Origin of the sequence: Glutamicibacter uratoxydans (assembly GCF_006539925.1) — a bacterium.
In the GTDB taxonomy this organism is placed as follows: Bacteria; Actinomycetota; Actinomycetes; order Actinomycetales; family Micrococcaceae; genus Glutamicibacter; species Glutamicibacter uratoxydans.
This window is the reverse complement of the sequence record NZ_BJNY01000002.1, coordinates 61,266-80,908: the sequence shown is the minus strand read 5'-3', so window position 1 is coordinate 80,908 and position 19,643 is coordinate 61,266. Positions and strand designations below refer to the sequence as shown.

Sequence of the window (19,643 nt, the reverse complement as noted above, 5' to 3'; positions counted from 1 at the left end):
GAGGACCCAAGCTCATGAACGCTCAGCTCTTGTCGAGCCAGCACGAACCAAATACCCGCGAATCAACAGCTCAGGGACTTTCCCCGAGCGGTGGGGCTTCGTTTCGCTTCGCATCCTATGGCCGTGCCATTATCGGCCACGGCCGGAAGGCAACCCTCGATGTCCAGCGGGTCAAACGCCTAGGCCTGGGAGCAGCAGCACGACAGCTGCTTGCCGAGCAGTCCTCCGGAAGCATTCTTGCAGGCGTCATCCCCTTTGACAGCTCCCAGGCACCATTCCTATTCGTCCCAGAATCCTTTGACGAATTATCAATGCGCGACGTGGCCAGAGCGGACTCTGAGCCCCCAGCGGTCACACAGGTTCTTGGAGAGTACAACCCGGATTTCATCTGCGCCGTCGGCGCGGCGATTGACGAGATTAGGACAGGAACCGTCAGCAAGGTAGTTCTTTCTAGGACGCTTGAAGTACTCGCCGACGGAAACTGGAATCCGGAAGCGATCTGGAGAAGGCTCTACGACCAAAATCCGGCAGGACACAGCTTTGAGATCGGACTTCCGGATAATGGCGGAAGCATCGTTGGCAACAGTCCAGAACTCATTGCAGGAGTTCGACACGGACAGCTCACCAGCCACCCATTGGCTGGCTCCGCTCCGCGCATGGCAGAAATCAGCGAAGATCAAGAAACTGCCGCAACCCTGGCCCGGTCGCCGAAGAACCTGTCGGAGCACGACTTTGTGGTTAACCACATTGCCCAGACACTGCGCAGCGTGGCCACCAATTTGCGCGTTCCCGCGCGCCCGGACCTGCTGGCCACCGGCCGCATGTGGCACCTGGGAACCATGATTCGGGCCGACCTGTATAAAGGGCTCGGCTCGCTTGACGCGGCGTTGGCAATCCATCCAACGCCTGCCATCTGCGGCTCACCCACCGCAGAGGCACGGAACCTGATCGAAGAATTGGAGCCCGCCCCACGCGGCTTCTACGGAGGGCTTGTCGGCTGGATGAACCAGGACGGCGAAGGCGAGTGGGCGTTGTTGCTGCGCAGCGCAATACTCAACGGTGCCAGCGCGGTACTTCACGCGGGCGCTGGAATCGTTGCCGATTCAGATTCCTTCGATGAACATGAGGAAACCGCTGCAAAGTTCGGGACCATGCTCAGCGCACTGGGTATTGACACGAGGGTACGCGCTGCATGAATCACCAGCCACTAGCCGCTGCCGATCCGCTGCTTGCCGGTGTGAAGCCGTATCCGGCCGAATTTGCTGAACGGTATATTGCCGCAGGCTACTGGGCAGAGCGCACACTGGATCAAATTCTGCGTGAAACCGCCGTTCGACGGGCCGGGCATCCTGCAGTGATCGATCGCGGGCGCCGCGTTTCCTATGCCGAACTGGTCAACCGAATCGATGTTTCGCAAACAGCGCTTTCGGCCTGCGGCATTGCTCAGGGCGAGAGGGTGATTATCCACGTCCCCAACGTGCTTGAGTTCTTCGACGCCGTCTACGCCGTCATCTCTATCGGTGCAATCCCGGTGTTCGCGGTGCATTCGCACCGTGCCAGCGAGTTGGAACACCTTGCCAATTCTTCTGGCGCCGTGCTGTTGCTGACCAGCCGCCAGATCCCTGCAGCGGACCCGCAGGCCATTGCTTCGCAGCTGGCAAGCCGGCTGCCCGGGCTGCGTGTGATGTATGCCGAGGACCTCTATGAGCGCGGGCTTCACCTGGCATGCAGCGGCTGGGACGTTCCCCGCCAGGGCTGCCCTCGGCCAGCGCATGCGGCGGCTTTTCTGCAGCTGTCTGGAGGCACCACCGGCAAGCCGAAGCTGATCCCTAAGACCCACCGCGACTACGCCTACTCCTTCGAACGATCGGCGCAGATCTGCGCCCTTGGCGATCACACCGTATACCTCTCGGGCATTCCCCTGGCACACAATTTCGCCGCCAGCTCGCCGGGCTACATGGGGGTATTCGCCACGGGCGGGACGGTGGTCTGCGCCCTGGACGGCAGTGCTGAACGGGTCTTCGAGCTCATCGCCGAGCATCGGGTCACCATGGTGGCGGCAGTTCCGCCGCTGGCGCAGGCATGGCTGAACTCCAACGTGAAGCACCAGTACGACTTGTCCAGCTGGAAGCTGCTTCAAGTCGGCGGCGCCAAGCTCGCCCGCGCGGTGGCAGTACGCGTCGAGCAGGAACTGGGGTGCACGCTGCAACAAGTTTTTGGGATGGCCGAGGGCTTGGTCTGCTATACCCGGCTGGACGATGATCTGGAGACCATCGCCTCGACCCAGGGCAAGCCGATGAGCGACGCCGATGAAGTCCTGGTGCTCGATGCCCAAGGCAATCCTGTGCCAGAAGGCACGCCGGGGAATCTGTGGGTGCGCGGACCATATACCTTCAGGGGCTACTACAACAATCCAGAAGCCAATGCAGCCAGCTTCACGCCCGACGGGTTCTATGGTTCAGGGGACATTGTGGTGCGCGATGCCCGGGGCTACCTGAGCGTAGTCGGGCGCACCAAGGACGTCATCAACCGGGGCGGCGAGAAGGTCAGCCCCGAACAGATCGAGGCGGTGCTATTGCGCCACCCAGCGGTGCACGATGCATCGGTCATCGGCGTTCCGGACGAATTACTGGGCGAACGTACCCATGCCTACGTCGTGCCGCGCGAGATTTCACCGCCGCCGCGCGCCAAAACGCTACGTGCCTGGATGCGCGGAGAGCACATTGCGGACCACCACATTCCAGACATGATCACGGTGGTCGAGTCGCTACCCACTACCCATATCGGCAAAATCAGCCGCAACACGCTGGGTTCCAAAGCAGCTGAACTTCAAGGAGAATCATGAACCAGACGCAGGACAACAACGAACCGGACTACGACGTTGTAGGGCTGGGCTTCGGACCGAGCAACATGGCACTGGCTGCGGCCATTGACGAGCACAACGCTGCGGCGGGCGCCTCGGCACAGCTGCGTGCGCTCTTCCTAGACCGGGAACAGCAAACTGGGTGGCACAAGAACTTGCTCTTCGAGGATGCCAGCATGCAGGTGGCCTTCGCCAAAGACCTGGTCAGCTTCCGCAACCCGACCAGCGAGTTGTCGTTCTTGAACTTCCTGCATCAGCACGGACGGCTCGCGGACTTTTTCAACCGCGGCTCCATGGCCCCGCTGCGCATCGAATTCGTCGCCTATCTGCGCTGGGCAGCGCAGCAGCTGGCGCACTACGTCAACTATTCCTCCGAAGTGGTCCGAGTGGTTCCGCAGACCAGCTCCGGGCGCATTACCGGATATGAGGTAGACATCGCCGATGCCAACGGGGTGCGCACCGTCACCGCGCGGCACGTGGTGCTGGCCGGAGGGCTGCAGCCAACCTTCCCCGCCGGTGTGCGGTCAGGGGCAAGGGTCTGGCACAGCGCCGAATTCCTCGAGCGGGTTGCGAACTTTGAGGCCTCCAGCGTCCGCTCCGTGGCGGTCATCGGTGGCGGACAGAGCGCGGCGGAAGTCATTGAGCAGATGTACCACCGCTTCCCGCAGGCCCAGATCCATTCGGTCATCTCCCGGTTCGGGCTGATCCCATCTGACGCCTCGGCCTATGCGAATCGAATTTTCGACCCGCTGGCGGTGGATGAACAATTTACGGCGGAGCCTCAGGTGCGCCAGGCGCTCACCGACGTTCATCGCAATACCAACAACTCCGTAGTTAATCCCAACACCATTGCAGCGCTCTACGACCTGGAGTACCGCGATCAGTGGCTGGGCACCGAGCGCCTGAACTGGCACCGGGCAGCACGCGTGAAAGCCGTTCGCGAGGACTACGAATCCCGCACTGTGCACCTTGAACTGCACGAGGGCCTGGGTGACGGCCCCGGTTTGCTGGAGGCAGACGTGGCGATCTTCGCCACCGGCTACCGCGCCTTGGACCCGACGACCGTTCTTGGCTCCCACGCCGGGATTCTGGTCCGCGATGACCAGGGGCGGCCCAGCGCACGCCGGGACTACAGTGCACACACAGTGCTGCCCGATGACGCGAAGCTCTTCCTGGTGGGACAGACAGAACATCAGCACGGGATCTCTGCGACGCTGTTGTCGAATATCGCAGTTCGTGCAGGGGAGATCCTTGAATCCATCCTGAGCGCGGGCCAGGGCACCGCGATGCAAGCCGAGATCCGAAAGGCCAGCGCATGAGCACCCCGGCACTGACCGAAGCACGCATCTTTGCCGAACTTGCGACCTGCGCCGGACTGCCGGTGGACGAAGTCGAACCCGGCGATGCGCTGGCGGACCTGGGCATCGATTCAATCCGCTTGATGTCCCTGGTGAACAGCTGGCGCGCCGCCGGCGCAGCGGTCGACTTCCCGCGGCTTGCTGCCAGCGAAAGCGTCGAAGCACTGGTCGCGGCCGTGCTCGGCGCAGTTTCCAGCAGTTAACCCCACCCGCTCAGCAGCACCCTCAAAGGACCGAATATGACCCTCGCCCCCGACACAGTGAAAACCTACCCGCTGACCGACGCCCAGCGGGGCATCGTCCACGCCGAACTCGCCGCGCCGGATACCGCCGACTTCTCCGTGGGAGATGCGGTTGTTTTCAGGGGACGCATCTCCGCCGCCGCGCTGGCGGAGGCGGTGCGCAGCACCCTGGACGAGGTGCCCTGGCTGGCGTGCCGCTTCGACGTGCAGCAGATGGCGCTGGTACCGGATTGCATGCCACGGCGCCCAGCGGCCCCTGGGCTGCTGCCTTCGGGGGTGCTGCGCGGGGAGCTGACAGGAGATTCCGACAAGGTGCTGGCCGATGCACTGCGTGCAACGCACCTGCCGCGAATCACGCTCGACTCCCAGCTGCTGCGCGAACAGCTGCTGCTGACCTGCGCCGAAGACGACGTGCAGCCGGTCGCGGTGTGGGTGCTGGCGGCGCACCATATCCTCATCGACGGGTACAGCATCTCGCTGCTCGCCCGACGGGTGAGCGAACACTACACAGCTCTGGTGCAGGGGACCGAACCTGCCCCGGCGCCGTTCACGCAGCCCGAAGCGGTCCGCCGCGGTGAAGAGCAATACCACGCATCGAACGCGCTGGCGCGCGATGCGTCCTATTGGCATGAACGCCTGCAGCCGGCGCAGGGGGAAGAATACCGACCGACCCGGCTGGCTGGCCTGCTCGGTGCCGCGGGGCAACGCCCTGATGCAGCAGCAGTGCAGCGGCTGCGCATCAGCGGTCGCCCGCTGGATCTTGGCCGGTTCGCCGCCCCGAATGCGGTGCAGGGCCCCGGTACCTGGGCCGACGCCGCGATTGCAGCCCATGCGTTGCTCGCCGCGCGGCTGACCGGCTCCACCCGTGCGGTGCTCGGCCTGCCGGCAATGAACCGCACCGGGGCCGCCGCATTGTGCCCGGCACCCACCATTAACGTGTTGCCGCTGGTGGTCGATATCGACCCCTCGGGCAGCATCGATACGCTGCTGGAGGAAGTGTCCGCAGCCCGGGCCAAGCTCACGGTCCACGGCCGCTACCGCGCCGAACAGCTCATGCGCGATTTGTCGCTGGTTGGCTCGGATACTGCCCTGACAGCCAGCGAAATCAACATCAAAGCCTTCGACGCACCGCTTGAGGTGCCAGGCGGAACCGTGGCGCTGCACGCCCTGTCCGAGGGGCCGGTGGATGACATCTGCCTGAACCTGCTGCCCGATTACCAGGCGCAGAAGGTCACCGCGGTGCTCACAGCTCCGGCCGGAACGCTGGCAGTAGCCGACGCGGCGGTGCTCCTTGAAGCCTATGGGCTGCTTTTCGAGCAGCTTGCCGCCGCCCCGGGGACCACACCGCACACGGCCTTGATGCTGTCGCCGCAAGTGCAGCGCGGCCCGTTGGCCGGTGCGCCGGCCGCCGAGGCCGTCCCGCCGGTGCTTGAAGAACTCTTCGCCGCCAGCGTGGCGGCCACCCCCGAGGCCCCCGCGATCACCTGCGAGGGCATCACGCTGAGCTACCGCCAACTGTCCCTGCGCGCCGACGCGGTGGCAGCTGGGCTGCTGCGGGCAGGGATCGGTCCCGGAGGCTATGTGCTGATCGCCCTGGAGCGTGGCATCGACTATGTGGCGTCAATCCTGGGGATCGCCGCGGCGGGCGCCACCAGTGTTCCGCTTGACCCGAACGCGCCGCGGCAACGCAACCAGCGCATCGCCGCCAGGCTTGCGCAGCTGGAGGAGAACCCGCCGCTGGTGCTCAGCGGCCAGGCCGAGCACTGGACAGGATTCAGCGTGCTGGACCCAGCGCAGCTGCCGCCAGCAGGCCTTGAACTGCAGCTGCCGGCGGTGCCGCGCAGCACCCCCGGCTACCTGCTGCACACCTCTGGCTCCACCGGCGAACCCAAGGCGGTGGTGGTCTCCCGCGAGGCATTTTCCCACTGGGCCGGGTACCACCGGCACGCAGGCTTCTTCAATGCGGGCGTGCAGCGCATTGCCCAGTCGCTGCCGCTGCACTTCGACGGCGCCTGGTGCACGCTGCTCGGCGTGGCGCTGGGCCACCACCTGCACCTGATCAGCCACGAGAGTGCCAGGGATCCCCAGCAGCTGGCAGCTCAGGTGCGCGAGCACTCGATGACCTGGATGGACATGACCCCGTCACTGGCGGCTCCGTTGCTTGACACCGGAGTTTTCGACCCTGGCACGCCGGTGCGCAGGCTGTCGGTGGGCGGTGAAGGCTGCAGCCAGGTGCTCTGGGAGAAGCTGCGCGGGCTGGGCCATCTGGTGGTTGAGAACCTCTATGGGCCCACCGAGTTCACCGTTGACGCGCTGGTGGCCAACGTCGCCGACAGCCCGGATGTGGTGGTTGGCCGCCCGCTGAACGGTCTGAAGGCCATGGTGCTTGACGCGTCGCTGCGTCCGCTGCCTGCAGGACTGCCAGGGGAACTTTACCTCGCAGGCCCGCAGGAAGCGCACGGCTACCTGGGGCAGGGTGCCTTGACGGCCGCCCGCTTTGTCGCGGACCCGTCGGCCACCGGCACCCGGATGTACCGCACGGGGGACCGCGCGGTCATTGGACACGACGGGCTATTGCGCTTCCTGGGCCGCGAGGACTCACAGGTAAAGATCCGCGGCTACCGGATCGACGTGGGGGAAGTGGAAAGCGCGCTGGCTACCCTGCCCGGCGTCGCACACGCGGTGGTCCGCGCCCGCGGTGCCAGGCTGCTGGCCTGGGCGGTGGCGGGACAGGAGTTCGACGCGGCAGGCTGGCGCGAGGCACTGGGCCAGATTCTGCCGCCGCAGATGATCCCACACGCGCTAGGAATCATCGAGCAGCTGCCGCTGGGCAGCACCGGGAAGCTCGATGAAAAACAGCTGCCAGATCCTGCCGCCGGTGCCGCCGCGCCAGCTGCGCCGCTCACCGGCAGCCTGCAGCAGGCGGTGGCAGCGGCCATGGCTGAGGCGCTGGGGATGCAGCCGGAGCAGCTTGGCCCCGACTCCGACTTCTTCGCCCAGGGTGGGGACTCGATCACCGCCATCGCGCTGGTCTCCGGCCTGCGCGAAGCCGGATATTCCTCAAGCGTCGGAGAAGTATTCGCCCTGCGCACCATTGCCTCGATTGCCGCCGCAGCCACCGTGCTGTCCGCCGGCCCGGAAAATCCCGCCGCGCAGCGCCCCGAGCTGGTGGCACTGGAGGACGGGGCCCGCGACAGGCTCGCCGCGATGCTGGCCCGGCGCCGACCGCGCCGCTGAGAACCATCCCGATAATCCCTTCAGCCCAAAGGATTGAAATGACCGAGCTGACCAAATCCACCACCGAGCAGGTGCTCTGGTGGCCCACCACCGCCCTGCAGCGCGGCCTGGTGGCCCACACGCTGATCGCAGAAGACTCAGGGCATCACAGCGATGACCCGTATATCGGGCAGACCCGCATCCGGCTGGACGGCGAACTGCGGGAGAACGAAGCCCGCAGCGCCACGCTGAACCTGCTGCGCCGGGTGCAGAACCTGCGCGCAGGCTTCTTGGTGGATGATACCGGTGACCCGGTGTCCTTTATCGAGCCATTCGATGAGAGCCTGGCCCAGCGGGTCTTCTCAGTTGGACCCGATGCGAAGCGCCTTGCCGCGGCAGACCTGGCAGAAGGATTCAACCTGGCCGATCCGCCGCTGCTGCGGATGGCCCTGGCAAGCGCCGGCGGCACCGAGCACCAGTTGATCATCACTGCCCACCACACGGTGCTTGACGGATGGTCGATGCCGCTGCTGCTGGGCCAATGGCTTCGCGAACTGGCTGCATTGCGCGGCCAGCGGCCGCCCGCACAGCTGCCCGCGGCCACCGGTGACTATGCCGAACACCTGCGCTGGATCGCCGGAGCTGACAAGACTGCGGCCGGAAGCTTCTTTGCCAGGACCCTGGATCATGCGAACACCGGGCCGCGCCCGCACTTCATTTCCGCTGCCCTGACCTCAGGCGCGCCGGTGCGGCGCCTGCACCGCGAGCTTCTGGAAGACACCGTCGAACAGCTCGCCGCCACAGCCAGGTCCCGCGGATTCACCTTGGCGACGGCGCTGCGCACCGCATGGTCGGTGGCTGCAGACTTCGTGGCTGGCAGCCGCGGCAACGCCTTCGCGGTGCCGGTGGCGCTGCGCGACCCGGCACAGCCCGATGCCCAAAACGTGTGCGGCATGCTCACCGAGACAGTGCTGTGCACCGCCGGCTACCAGCCTGAAGACACCCTGGCCACCGCCGCCGCCAGCCAGCAGGAATGGTGGAACCAGAGCCTGGAACACCAGCACCTCGGGGTCCCGGGCATCGAACGCGCGCTGCAAGGGGAAACGGAACTAGCCTGGTCGCTGCTCAGCTTCGAAGCGGCAGGAAACCGGCCGGAATTTGGGATCGACGGGCTGGATGCGGTGCTCGAATCCACCAAGGATTCAAGCCACTACCCGATCAACGTACACGTGGTAGCGGGAGCCAGCTGGAGCATCGAGCTGGAATACGACGAGCGGGTTGCGCAGCATGCAGCGCAGGCGCTGGCCGACGCGCTGCTGCGTGCCCTTTCAACGCTGGCGGCAGGAGGTGAAGCCATCGCCCGGCTGGAGCTGATGGATCCGGAAGTGGTCAGTAGTTTCGAGTCCTCCGGCCGCCACTACGAGCCCGAGCAGCCGCTGCTGCCGCAGCTCTTTGCCCGTCAGGCGGCCGCAACACCGCAGGCTCCAGCGCTGATCTGCGCGGGGGACAGCTATAGCTACAGCCAGCTGGATGAACTGGCGGCCCGGGCCGCGCAGCGGCTGAACGGGCTGCTTGACAGGGCTACCGGCGAGCCGATTCTGGCGCTGCGCCTACCGCGCGGGCTGCAGATGGTGGTAGCCCACTTGGCGGCGCTGCGCACAGGCATCACGTTGATGGTGCTGGATTACCAGTGGCCCCAGGCCCGCGTGCAGCGCGCCCTGCAGCTGGCGCGTCCGGCGCTGATCTGGGACAGCGAAGGGCCGCGCCAGACCGGGCTGGGACAGTCGGCGACCCCGGTGCCTGGCGTGGTGGAGCCGGGGCACACCGTGGGCATCGTGTTCACCTCCGGATCCACCGGAGAACCAAAGGGCGTTGCCATCTCGCACCGCGCCCTGGCGGCGCTGTTTGCCCGTCAGCAGTGCGAGCTCTACCCGCACGGGCGCACCGTGCAGGTGGCGCATACCTCGGCTTTCCACTTCGACGCGCACTGGGACGCATTCCTTGCGCTGTTCGCCGGGCATACCCTGCATGTGCTGAGCGAAGACGAATACCTGGACCCGTTTGCCCTCGCCGACTACGTGGAAACTGCGCAGATCGGCTACCTCGACTTCACCCCGACCCTGTGGAATGCGGTGATTTCAAGCGGTGCAATGACACGCCTGCCGGAAATCTGCGTGGCCGGCGGGGAGAATTTCCCGCCGGCCCTGTGGAGCCGCATGGCGCAGCTGGCCCGCGAATCCAACGCTTCGGTGTACAACCTATACGGTCCCACAGAGGCGACGGTGGATGCGCTGGCCGCGTCGGTGGCTGACTCGCAGAAGCCTGTGGTGGGCCGCCCGGTGGGGTCAACCGGTGCACTGGTGCTCGACTCGATGCTGCGCCGGGTTGCCCCCGGCACCGTCGGCGAACTGTACCTGGCAGGCCCGCAGCTGGCCGACGGGTACCTTGCCCGTGGCGCGCTGACCGCCGCCCGCTTTATCGCCCACCCCTTCGCCTCCGGGCAGCGGCTGTATCGCACGGGCGACGCCGCCAGCTGGGGCCTGGACGGGCAGCTGCTGCTGCTCGGACGCACTGACTCCCAGATTTCATTGCATGGGGTGCGCATCGAGCCAGGAGAGATCGAGGCATTCCTTGCCAGCCAGCAGGCGGTGCGCCGCGCCGCGGTGCACAAGGTCACCGATCCACGGCTGGGCGAACGGCTAGTGGTCTGGGTGGTCCCGGAGCAGACCGGCCGCGTGAGCGATGACCAGCTCGCCGCGCAATTGCGCGATGCCTGCGCGCAGGGCCTGCCGCGGGCCATGGTGCCCGCCGCGGTGGTGCTGCTGGAGCAGCTGCCGCTCACCGGCAGCGGCAAGCTGGATCTTCGTGCCCTGCCCATGCCAGATTTCGGCGTGCCGGCACCCGGCGCACCCGCCGCTTCGTCTCCGGAAGCAGCAAGCGCCGAACTTGCCGCGGTGCTCCAGGCGGTGCAGCGCGTGCTGTCGCTGGCACAGGAGCCGACGGCCAGCGACAGATTCATGGCCCTAGGAGGGGACTCGATTTCCGCCATCCAGCTCGTGGCGGCGCTGCACCGCGAAGGCTACTCAAGCTCGGTGCAGGCCCTGCTCGCCGCGGTGAACCTGGGGCAGATGGCTGCCGGATTGCAGCCGCTGGAAAGTGCCCAGGACCCCATCCCCGACGCCGGGGCCCACAAGGAATCCCGGCTGGCTGCGCTTGGTGCGCAGCGCGGCCGCGCCCTGGCGGCCCAGGCGGCGGCAGTGGGCTGCACCGCGGTAGACCTGTGGGAACTGACCCCGACGCAGTTGGGCATGGTCCTGCACCACGAACGCGAAGCGGATGGAAGCTTCCTGACAACCACCCGCTGGTCGATCACCGCCGCGCAGGCCCACCAGCTGCCCACCGCGGCGCAGGTTGAACAGGCGCTGGACGCCCTGGCCCAGCGCCATCCGCAGCTGCGCGGCATCCTCTTCCAGCATGATCTTCCCGCTCCGCAGCTTGCCATCATGGACCGGGCCAGATGGCAGTTCGAAGCGCTCGACCTGCGTGGCGCAGCAGATAACGAAGCAGCGGTGCGCGCCGATCAGCAGGCGCTGCGCGCGGCGTCCATGGACCTGGCCACCGGGCCGCTGGTCCGCGCCAAGCTGCTGCGCACCTCGGATACCTCATGGGAGCTTCTGGTGCTCATGCACCACCTGCTGGTGGACGGCTGGTCCACCGCGGTGCTCACCGAAGAACTGCAGGCGCTGCTGGAGGGCGGTCCCCTTGCCCACGCCGCGCCGATGACAGGTTACCTGCGATGGCTGCACGCTGTGGAAGAAGACTCCTCAGAGCTTCAGGCCCAGTGGCGCAACGAGTTCGCCGGCTTCGGCGAGCCGACGCGGCTGCAGGACCTGATCGAGGAAGGCAGGGGAACCGTGCGCGCCACCGCCAGCCTGGAGCAGTCTGCGGCGCAGGAACTAGCTGCCGTGGCCCGCGCTGCGGGCTGCACCCTGGCAGATGCTGCGCAGGCAGCGTGGGCAACGGTACTGGCTGCACTGACCGGCACTCCCGACGTGGCACTGGGTGCCACCCGCTCCGGGCGCGACGCCCAGGTACCGGGGATTGAATCAATGGTGGGAATGTTCATCACCACCGCCCCGGTCCGCTTGCAGCCGACCCCCGGTGCTGCCGCCGCCGACCTGTTCTTAGAGGCTCGCCGGCAGAACATCGAACTGGCCCGGGCCGCCCACCTGGGCATGGGGCGAATCAAGGCGGCGCTGGGCGCCGAGCCTTTTGACACGCTTTTGGTCGTGGAGAACTACCCGGACCGCACCCCGGCGGCAAATTCAGGGGTCCAGGTCAACGCCGCGGGCGGCGAGGACGGCACGAACTATCCAGTGTGCCTCACCGTGACGCCGGGGCGGCAGCTTGAGCTGGAGGTGGAACTGAACGGCGGGGACCCGCTGGCCGCGGCGGCATTGGCGGCGGCGGTGCGCACCGCGCTCGCCGTGCTGGCCTCAGGCATCCAGCCGCAGCCTGAACTGCTGGGCCTTGAGCCGCTGCGCCGCCAGCTGGCTGCGCCCACCGCACCGAGGCAGGCCGCTGCGCCGAAGACACAGCCGGGCCACGACATGGCACAGGCAGACCAGCATCGCACGGGCAAGGCCGCACAGGCCATTGCACAGGTGCTTGCGCTGCCTGCGGTGGACGCCAACAAGGACATCTTCGCCCTGGGCGCAGACTCGATGGCCGTCATTGCGCTGATCGGGGCCCTGCGCTCACGCGGGCTGGTCATCACCCTGGCAGAGATCTACCGCAACCCCACCGCCGCGGCGCTGGCGGCCGCCGCGGCAGATGCGCCCGACGCCCACGCACTGGAACTGCCCGACTCCGGAAAACTTGAGCCAACGCCTGCCATTGCCTGGTACTCGGAGCTATTGCGGCGCACCGGCGCCGACGGACGCGGATTCCAGCAGCTGCGGGTGCTCAATGTTCCGGCAGAGCTTGATCCTGCGCAACTGGAAGCCGCGCTCAACCAGCTGGCCGAACTGCACCCGGCACTGCGCCTGCGTGTGGACGCCGAGTCAGCGACGGTCATGGACCATGCGAAGATCCCGCTGGCCACGGTCGATGAGCACGCCGGAGAGGAAGAATTCGTGCAGGCCCTGCGCGCAGCCTGCCAGTGGATCGACGAGCGCGCTGGAAACGTCGCGGCAGCGGTCTACCGCAGGTCCTTCAGCGGCTACGGGAACTTGGCGCTGGCGATCCACCATGTGGCGGTGGACATCTACTCCTGGCGTCTGCTTACCGAGGATCTGCGCCGACTTGTCGAAGGCCTGCCCGGGCAGCAGGCCAGCGGAAGCCTGCGCGCGTGGGCCGCCGCGGTGAACCAGGCGGCCGGCACCCTGGCCGAAGACACGACGCTGCGCGAACGCTGGCTGTCGGTGCTGGATGCCGGCGGGAACAGCCAGGTGCACTACACCGATTGTGCAGCGCTGGGATCCTTGGCAGACACCGAGGAAATCGTGCACACCCTTGAGCCTGAAGCCACCGAAAGGCTGCTCGCCCTGGGCGAGGGCTACGGCATGGACACGGTGCTGCATGCGGCGCTGTGCGCCGCGATCCGGGAGAACGAGTCGGTGGTGCTGGAAGCCGAAGGCCACGGCCGACCGGCAGGCACCCGGTTCAACGACGCCCGGGACACGGTTGAGGCCGGCTCGATGACAGGCTGGTTCACCGCCACCTGGCCGCTGCGCCTGAACGGCGAAGGCCAGCAGAAGGGCCCGGAGGCGTGGCTGCGCGCAGCCCGCGCGGCGGCCGCCTCGATCCCCGCGGATAGCGCCAGCTACGGCATGCTGCGCTACCTGCCAGGTCCGGCCCGCGCTGCGCTGGAAGCCGCGGAAACCCGCGCCCGCCCGCAGCTGCTGGTCAACTACCTTGGCCGCGATGCGCTGCGCGAAGGCCCCTGGCAGCCGGCCGCCGACGCGGCGGCGCTGGAAAGCGCGCTCGGCCTGCACCACCGGCTGCCTGCCACCCACCCGGTGGAGCTCAACGCCTATGTCAGCGACGCGGCAGACGGCCCCCGGCTGGTGCTGCGCTGGCAGCTTGCCTGCCCCAACGCTGCCGGGCGGGCGCTGCCGGGCGCGGCGCTGGAGGCCCTGGGCCAACTGGCGGCAATTCAGGCCCCGCAGCGCACAGCGCCAGGGGCGCTGCATGATGTTGTGGGCTTGGGAACCGAAGAAACCTCGGCGCTGCTGGCAGCGCGCCCCAGCGCGCAGGCCATCTGGCCGCTGACCGGAGTCCAGCAGGCAATGGCGGTGCATGCGCACAGCGCACCGAGCGACAGCTACCTGTCATTGGCAGGCCTGGAACTGTTTGGAACCGTTGACCTCGCGGTATTGCGCCAAGCGCTGGAGGCGCTGGGAGCTGCCCATCCGCAGCTGCGCGGCACCGTGTACTGGCCGGCCGATGGCGCCCCGGTACTTGTCCCGCTGGCGGAATTTGCTGCCCCTGTCACCACGCTGCACCGCCCGGGACTGGGCCTTGAGCAAAGAGAGGACTGCGCGCAGCTGGCCCGAAACGCCCAGATGCAGCAGGGCTTCGATCTTGAACACGGTCCGCTGCTGCGTGTCGAACTGATCGACTTCGGGGAACACCCGGTGACCGGCGAGCCGCACAGCCAGCTGATCATCGCCAACCACCACTTGCTGCTTGACGGCTGGTCCATCCCGCCGCTGATCGATGAGCTGTTCAGCCATTATGCACACTTCGCCAAGGGCGGGGCCGCCGCGGCGCCGGTGCACCCGGCGGGCAGCGGCTACGACCGATTCGCCCGGCTGGTCATGACCCGCAAGGATCAGCAGCGCATCGAGGAATGGCGCCGGCGGCTGTCCGCGGGCACCGCAGGACATGTGCTGCGCCACCGCGACGCGAAGAACACCGCAGCACCCTCGCTGATGGCGCACACGATGGATGCGCCGCTGCACCAGGCCCTTGTCAAAAGGGTCCGCGGCGCCTCTGCCACGGTGGCTGATGCGCTGAATGCCGCCTGGGCATTGGTGCTCGGAGAACTGCTGCAAACCCAGCATCCGGTCTACGGAACTGTCAGCTCCGGACGCAGCATCGAGGTCCCGGGCATCGCCACGCTGCCGGGCATGTTCATCGACACCCTGCCCATGGCAATCAGCCTGGAGCAGCAAAACTGCGCTGAACTGCTTTCAAGCGCCCACGCTGCTGGCGGGCGGATCATCGAATCGGCAGGCGTGCCGCTGGCCGGCATCACCGGCGCACTGGGCGTCGGCACGCTCTTCGACACGCTGCTTGTCATCGAGAACTATCCGCAGACCGATGACAGCACGGAGCCAGGAGCCCCGCGCATCGGCAGCATCCACTCACAGGATGCCACCGAATACCCGCTGGCAATCAGCGCATCCATCGCCGACACCCTGCAGATCGAGGTCGAATACGCGGCTGAGATCCCGCGGGAAACCGCCGGGCAGATCCTCTCTGCACTGGTGGTGGCGGTCGAATGCATCGCCCTGGGCACCGAGCTGTCGGTGCTGCGCGAGCTGCTGTCGACGCGTCTTGCCCCGGCACGCGGCGCGCTGGCGCGCATCCAGTTAGAACACGCCGGAGCCCAGAACGCCGATGCGGCGGCGGTCGCGGCGGTGGCCGGAGCCTTCGCCCAGGTGCTTGGCCTGCCCCAGGCAACCGGACAGACCGACTTCTTTGCCGCCGGCGGAGATTCGATGAGCGCCATGTCCTTGCTGGCGGCCCTGCGCCGGGCCGGATACACGGCAACCATTTCGCAGGTCTTCGCCAACCCCCTCGCCGCCGAGCTTGCCGCGGTGGCGCGCAAAGCGGCCGGCGCAGCAAAGAACAGCACGCCTGCACCGAATGCCAAACCAATGATCACCCTCGATGGGGCCTCGATGGCCTCACTGACCAACTTGCTGAAGGACAACTAGTGACAGCGCCAACCACCGAAGCCAGCCACGACGAACCGGAAATCATCGACGTCCTGCCCCTGGCTCCCCTCCAGTACGGCCTGCTCTTCCATGCGCTGGCAGACCCTGAAGCCCTGGACGTCTACACCATGCAGTCGACCTACCGCTTCGCCGCGCCGGTGGACGTGACGGCCCTGCGCACCGCCTGCGCCACCCTGCTCGAACGCCATCCGATCCTGCGGGCCGGATTTGCCCATGAGCAGTTCGACACCCCGGTGCAGTTCATCCCGGCGGCAGTGCCCCTGCCGTGGCGCGAGCTGGACCTGTCGGGGGCGCCGGCGGCGCAGCGCGAGCTTGAACGCCTGCAGGTGGATGAACGCCAGCAGAAATTTGAGATGAGCCGCCCGCCGCTGATCCGTTTCGCCTACGCGGACCTTGGCGAAGACGGTGGAGCGTTGGTCGTGACCAACCACCACATCTTGATTGACGGCTGGTCCGATGCGCTGCTGGTCACCGAACTGCTGCGCCACTACCGCGCCGGCGGGCGAGAGAAGAGCCTTGGCGAACCAGCCCAATTCCGCCAGTACCTGCAGTGGCTGCAGGACCAGGACACCGAGGCGGCGCGGGGCACCTGGCGCGGGCAGCTGGCGGGTCTTTCTGGCGGCACGCTCGTGGCGCCCCCAGCGGCGCAGCGCGCGGCGGTGCTTCCGGAAGTTGTAGAGCAGCAGCTGCCCGCGGGGCTGAGCGACGAGCTGATCGCCCTGGCCCGTTCAGCGCGCGTATCGATCAACACCGTGTACTCGCTGGCCTGGTCGCTGGCGCTGCGCCGGCTGACGGGCCAGGACACCGTGGTGTTCGGCTCCACGGTGTCGGGCCGCCCGCCGGAGCTTTCGGGGGTGGATGAGATGATCGGGCTGTTCTTGAACACCGTCCCGGTGGTCACCGAACTGGATCCGCATACCCAGGTGGGCGACCTGCTGCGCCAGGTGCAGAGCCGCCAGGGCGAAAGCCTGCAGGCCCAATTCGTCGGACTGTCAACCATCCAGCAGGATGCCGGGATCGGCGCCCTGTTCGACACCCTGTATGTCATGCGCAACACCCCGGAGGACGACCAGGAGCTGGACACGCTGAGCCAGGACACCGGCCTGCTGGAGATCGACGGCGGAGACGCCACGCACTATCCGCTGACATTCATCGTCCATCCCGATGAAATCTACCGGCTGATCCTCGCCTATCAGGGCGAGTGCTTCTGCGCCGACAGCGCCCAAGAGATTGTGGATTCGGTGATTTCCACGCTGGGCGCCCTCGCGGCGCATGCAGACCAGCCGCTGGGCACCGCGCTGGCCGCGGTGAACACCGTCGGACGGCCTGCGATCCTGGCCGGGACCGACAGGCAGCTGGCTGACGCCTCGCTGGTCCAGCTGCTTGAGCGCACGGCAGCAGCCCACCCGGAACGCCCGGCGCTCATCGATGGCCCGCAGGTGCTTGACTATGCCGGTTTGTGGGCAGAGGTTTCTTCGATTGCTTGCTGGCTGTCAGGGCAGGGGATCGGTGCGGGGTCGAAGGTAGGCATCGGCCTTGAGCGCTCGAACCGGTTCGTGACCTCGATCTTCGGCATCCTTGCCACGGGGGCCGCGTATATTCCGCTGGATGCCGCCTACCCGGATTCCCGGGCGGCGAAGATGTTCGCCACCGCGGGGGCCGACGCGGTGCTGCTGGAACCTGGTTCGACACGCGATGCCGCGCAGCTGGCGGCCTCAGGGGCCCGGGTGTTGGTGCTCGACGAGACGGCGCTTGGCCACCGGCCGATCTCCGCCGCGGCGCTGAATCCCGGCTATTCGCATCAAGACACCGCCTACTTGATGTTCACCTCCGGCTCCACCGGCGAACCCAAGGGGGTGTCGGTGCCGCATCGCGGGCTGGTGAACATGCTGGCAAACCACCGGCGCGAAATCTTCGACCCTGCCATCGGCCGGGTGGGGGACCGCGCGCTGGCGGTGGCGCACACCGTCTCCTTTGCCTTTGACATGTCATGGGAAGAACTCTTCTGGCTCATCGAAGGACATACCGTACACGTCTTGGACGAATCGCTGCGCCGGGATGCGGAACAGATGGTTGGCTACCTGCGTGAAAAATCGGTGGACGTCATCAACGTGACACCATCGGTGGCCTCGGCGCTGCTTGCCGAGGGCCTGCTGGAAGAGGGGCAGCACCACCCGGCGCTGGTGCTGCTGGGCGGCGAGGCGGTAGGGGCCGATGTCTGGGAGGCGCTGCGCAACGATCCAGTATCAGAGGGATACAACCTCTACGGCCCCACCGAATACACCATCAACGCCCTGGGCGCTGGCACCGATGACAGCAGCGTCCCGGTGGTGGGGGCGCCGATCGAGAACACCAGCGCCTGGGTTCTTGACAGCGCGCTGCGCCCGGTGCGCAATGGCACGCCAGGGGAGCTGTACCTGGCCGGCGCCGGGCTGGCGCACGGGTATGTGTCCCGCCCGGCGCTGACAGCTTCGCGTTTCGTGGCGAGCCCCCATGGCGAGCGGGGAAGCCTGATGTACCGCACTGGCGACATCGTTTCCCTCGACTCCTCCGGCCAGCTGCACTTCCATGGCCGATCAGACTCACAGGTGAAGATCAGGGGATACCGCATCGAACCTGGAGAGGTGCAGGCGGTGATTGCCGCCGACCCGCGCGTGGCCAGCGCAGCGGTGCTCGCGCGCCGCATGCCCCAGGGCAATGTGGCGCTCATCGGCTACATCGTCCCGGCGGTTCCTGCAGCGGAAAACGAGGACCGGGACCGGATGACGGAGGCGGTCAAGGCGCGGGCACGCCGCGAGCTTCCGGACTACATGGTGCCAAGCCATCTGGTGGTTATTGAGAAACTGCCGCTGACCTCGAACACGAAGCTCGATGTGGCGGCGCTGCCGATGCCCGCACCGAGCTCGGGACGTGCCCCTGAGGGGATTGCCGAAAATGCGGTAGCCGAGGTGTTCAGCACGGTGCTCGGTGTGGAAAACGTCGCCGCCGAGGATGATTTCTACCTGCTGGGAGGCGACTCGTTGAAGGCGATGCGCGCGGTTTCGCTGCTGCGTGCGCGCTTTGATGCGCCGTTGACGGTGGGCGCCCTTGCCGCTGCCCCGAGCGTTGAATCCCTCGCTGCAAAACTGTCGGCCGGCACCGATGCGTCATTCGACGTGGTGCTGCCGCTGAGCGGCCCCAGCGTGGGCAGCGAGGCGGCCGCCCCGCTGTACTGCTTCCATCCGGCAGGCGGCCTGGGCTGGAGCTATGCGGGGCTGGCGGGGCATCTTGGCCGCGGGCGCGAAATCATCGCACTGCAGTCTCCGCGCCTCACCGGCCCGGCGCCGCGCGACATGGCTGCGCTGCGCGATGCGATGGTCGCGCACATCCGTGCCCGGCACCCGCACGGCCCGTACCACCTGCTTGGCTGGTCTTTCGGCGCGCACCTGGCGCACATGGTCGCCGGGGTGTTGGAAGCCGAGGGTGACCAGGTGCTGACCTTGTCGCTGCTGGATGCCGACGCGGTGCACGCCACGCCGCAGCAGGGCACTGCACCGGATGACGCGGCGGGCCTGGAGCAGGAGGCGCTGAACTTCCTGCTGGCAGGAGCGCTGCGCGAAATTCCGCATTGGCTGGAAAGCCCCTACCAGCGCGATGACGTGCTTGAGTTCTTGGCCGAGTCGGGCGGGGTGTGGAGCCACTTTGCCAGCGACAAACTGGAGGCGATTCTCGACGCGTACAGTTACAGCGTCTCGGTGCTTCCAGGCGCCCGGTATGCCCGGGTAGAGGCAGCGACAAGACTCTACACGGCAACCATCAGCCGCCATGGCGTGCCGGCTTCCGACCCGTCGGCGTGCGCTGAAGGCTGGGCCGAATATTCGACCCGAAGCTTCGCGCAGCACCTGGTTGAAGCAGGCCACCACGAAATGACTTCTCCCGCGGCCCTTGGCGTGATCGGCCCGCAGCTGCGCGCCGACATGTCAGCTGCGGAGCAAGACCGCGCCTGAGCGCAGAACGC

General features: G+C 67.0%; 7 protein-coding genes. All 7 read left to right on the top strand.

Going from position 1 to position 19,643, the window contains the following annotated elements; translation table 11 throughout:
- The first annotated feature begins 14 nt into the window (after positions 1 to 14).
- From AUR04nite_RS02180 to AUR04nite_RS02150, 7 genes are read left to right on the top strand one after another with little or no spacing between them, the layout of a single operon-like run.
- Positions 15 to 1,196, top strand: a complete 1,182-nt coding sequence (locus AUR04nite_RS02180; RefSeq protein ID WP_141361499.1) for an isochorismate synthase — start codon at positions 15 to 17, stop codon at positions 1,194 to 1,196.
- Positions 1,193 to 2,845, top strand: coding sequence for a (2,3-dihydroxybenzoyl)adenylate synthase (locus AUR04nite_RS02175; protein ID WP_218024614.1), 1,653 nt, complete (start codon positions 1,193 to 1,195; stop codon positions 2,843 to 2,845). Before AUR04nite_RS02180 ends, AUR04nite_RS02175 begins: the two co-directional genes overlap by 4 nt.
- The gene (locus AUR04nite_RS02170) at positions 2,842 to 4,182 is read left to right on the top strand and encodes a lysine N(6)-hydroxylase/L-ornithine N(5)-oxygenase family protein (RefSeq protein WP_141361497.1); all 1,341 of its coding nucleotides are present in this window, start codon (positions 2,842 to 2,844) and stop codon (positions 4,180 to 4,182) included. Before AUR04nite_RS02175 ends, AUR04nite_RS02170 begins: the two co-directional genes overlap by 4 nt.
- Complete coding sequence (locus tag AUR04nite_RS02165; protein WP_141361495.1) at positions 4,179 to 4,424, top strand: phosphopantetheine-binding protein; 246 nt, start codon at positions 4,179 to 4,181, stop codon at positions 4,422 to 4,424. The genes AUR04nite_RS02170 and AUR04nite_RS02165 overlap by 4 nt, the downstream gene beginning before the upstream one ends.
- Positions 4,425 to 4,460: 36 nt before the next feature.
- A complete protein-coding gene (locus AUR04nite_RS02160; protein ID WP_141361493.1) occupies positions 4,461 to 7,700 on the top strand; it encodes an AMP-binding protein in 3,240 nt (1,079 codons plus the stop codon).
- A 38-nt stretch (positions 7,701 to 7,738) separates the two neighbouring features.
- A complete protein-coding gene (locus tag AUR04nite_RS02155) occupies positions 7,739 to 15,625 on the top strand; it encodes a condensation domain-containing protein (protein ID WP_141361491.1) in 7,887 nt (2,628 codons plus the stop codon).
- On the top strand, positions 15,625 to 19,632 hold the full coding sequence (locus AUR04nite_RS02150; protein ID WP_170184048.1) for a non-ribosomal peptide synthetase: 4,008 nt from the start codon (positions 15,625 to 15,627) through the stop codon (positions 19,630 to 19,632). Before AUR04nite_RS02155 ends, AUR04nite_RS02150 begins: the two co-directional genes overlap by 1 nt.
- Positions 19,633 to 19,643 lie beyond the last annotated feature (11 nt).

Excerpts from the sequence above, each read along its gene's own strand:
- AUR04nite_RS02180 (WP_141361499.1), top strand. The coding sequence starts at position 15 with ATGAACGCTCAGCTCTTGTCGAGCCAGCACGAACCAAATACCCGCGAA.
- AUR04nite_RS02175 (WP_218024614.1), top strand. The coding sequence starts at position 1,193 with ATGAATCACCAGCCACTAGCCGCTGCCGATCCGCTGCTTGCCGGTGTG.
- AUR04nite_RS02170 (WP_141361497.1), top strand. The coding sequence starts at position 2,842 with ATGAACCAGACGCAGGACAACAACGAACCGGACTACGACGTTGTAGGG.
- AUR04nite_RS02165 (WP_141361495.1), top strand. The coding sequence starts at position 4,179 with ATGAGCACCCCGGCACTGACCGAAGCACGCATCTTTGCCGAACTTGCG.
- AUR04nite_RS02160 (WP_141361493.1), top strand. The coding sequence starts at position 4,461 with ATGACCCTCGCCCCCGACACAGTGAAAACCTACCCGCTGACCGACGCC.
- AUR04nite_RS02155 (WP_141361491.1), top strand. The coding sequence starts at position 7,739 with ATGACCGAGCTGACCAAATCCACCACCGAGCAGGTGCTCTGGTGGCCC.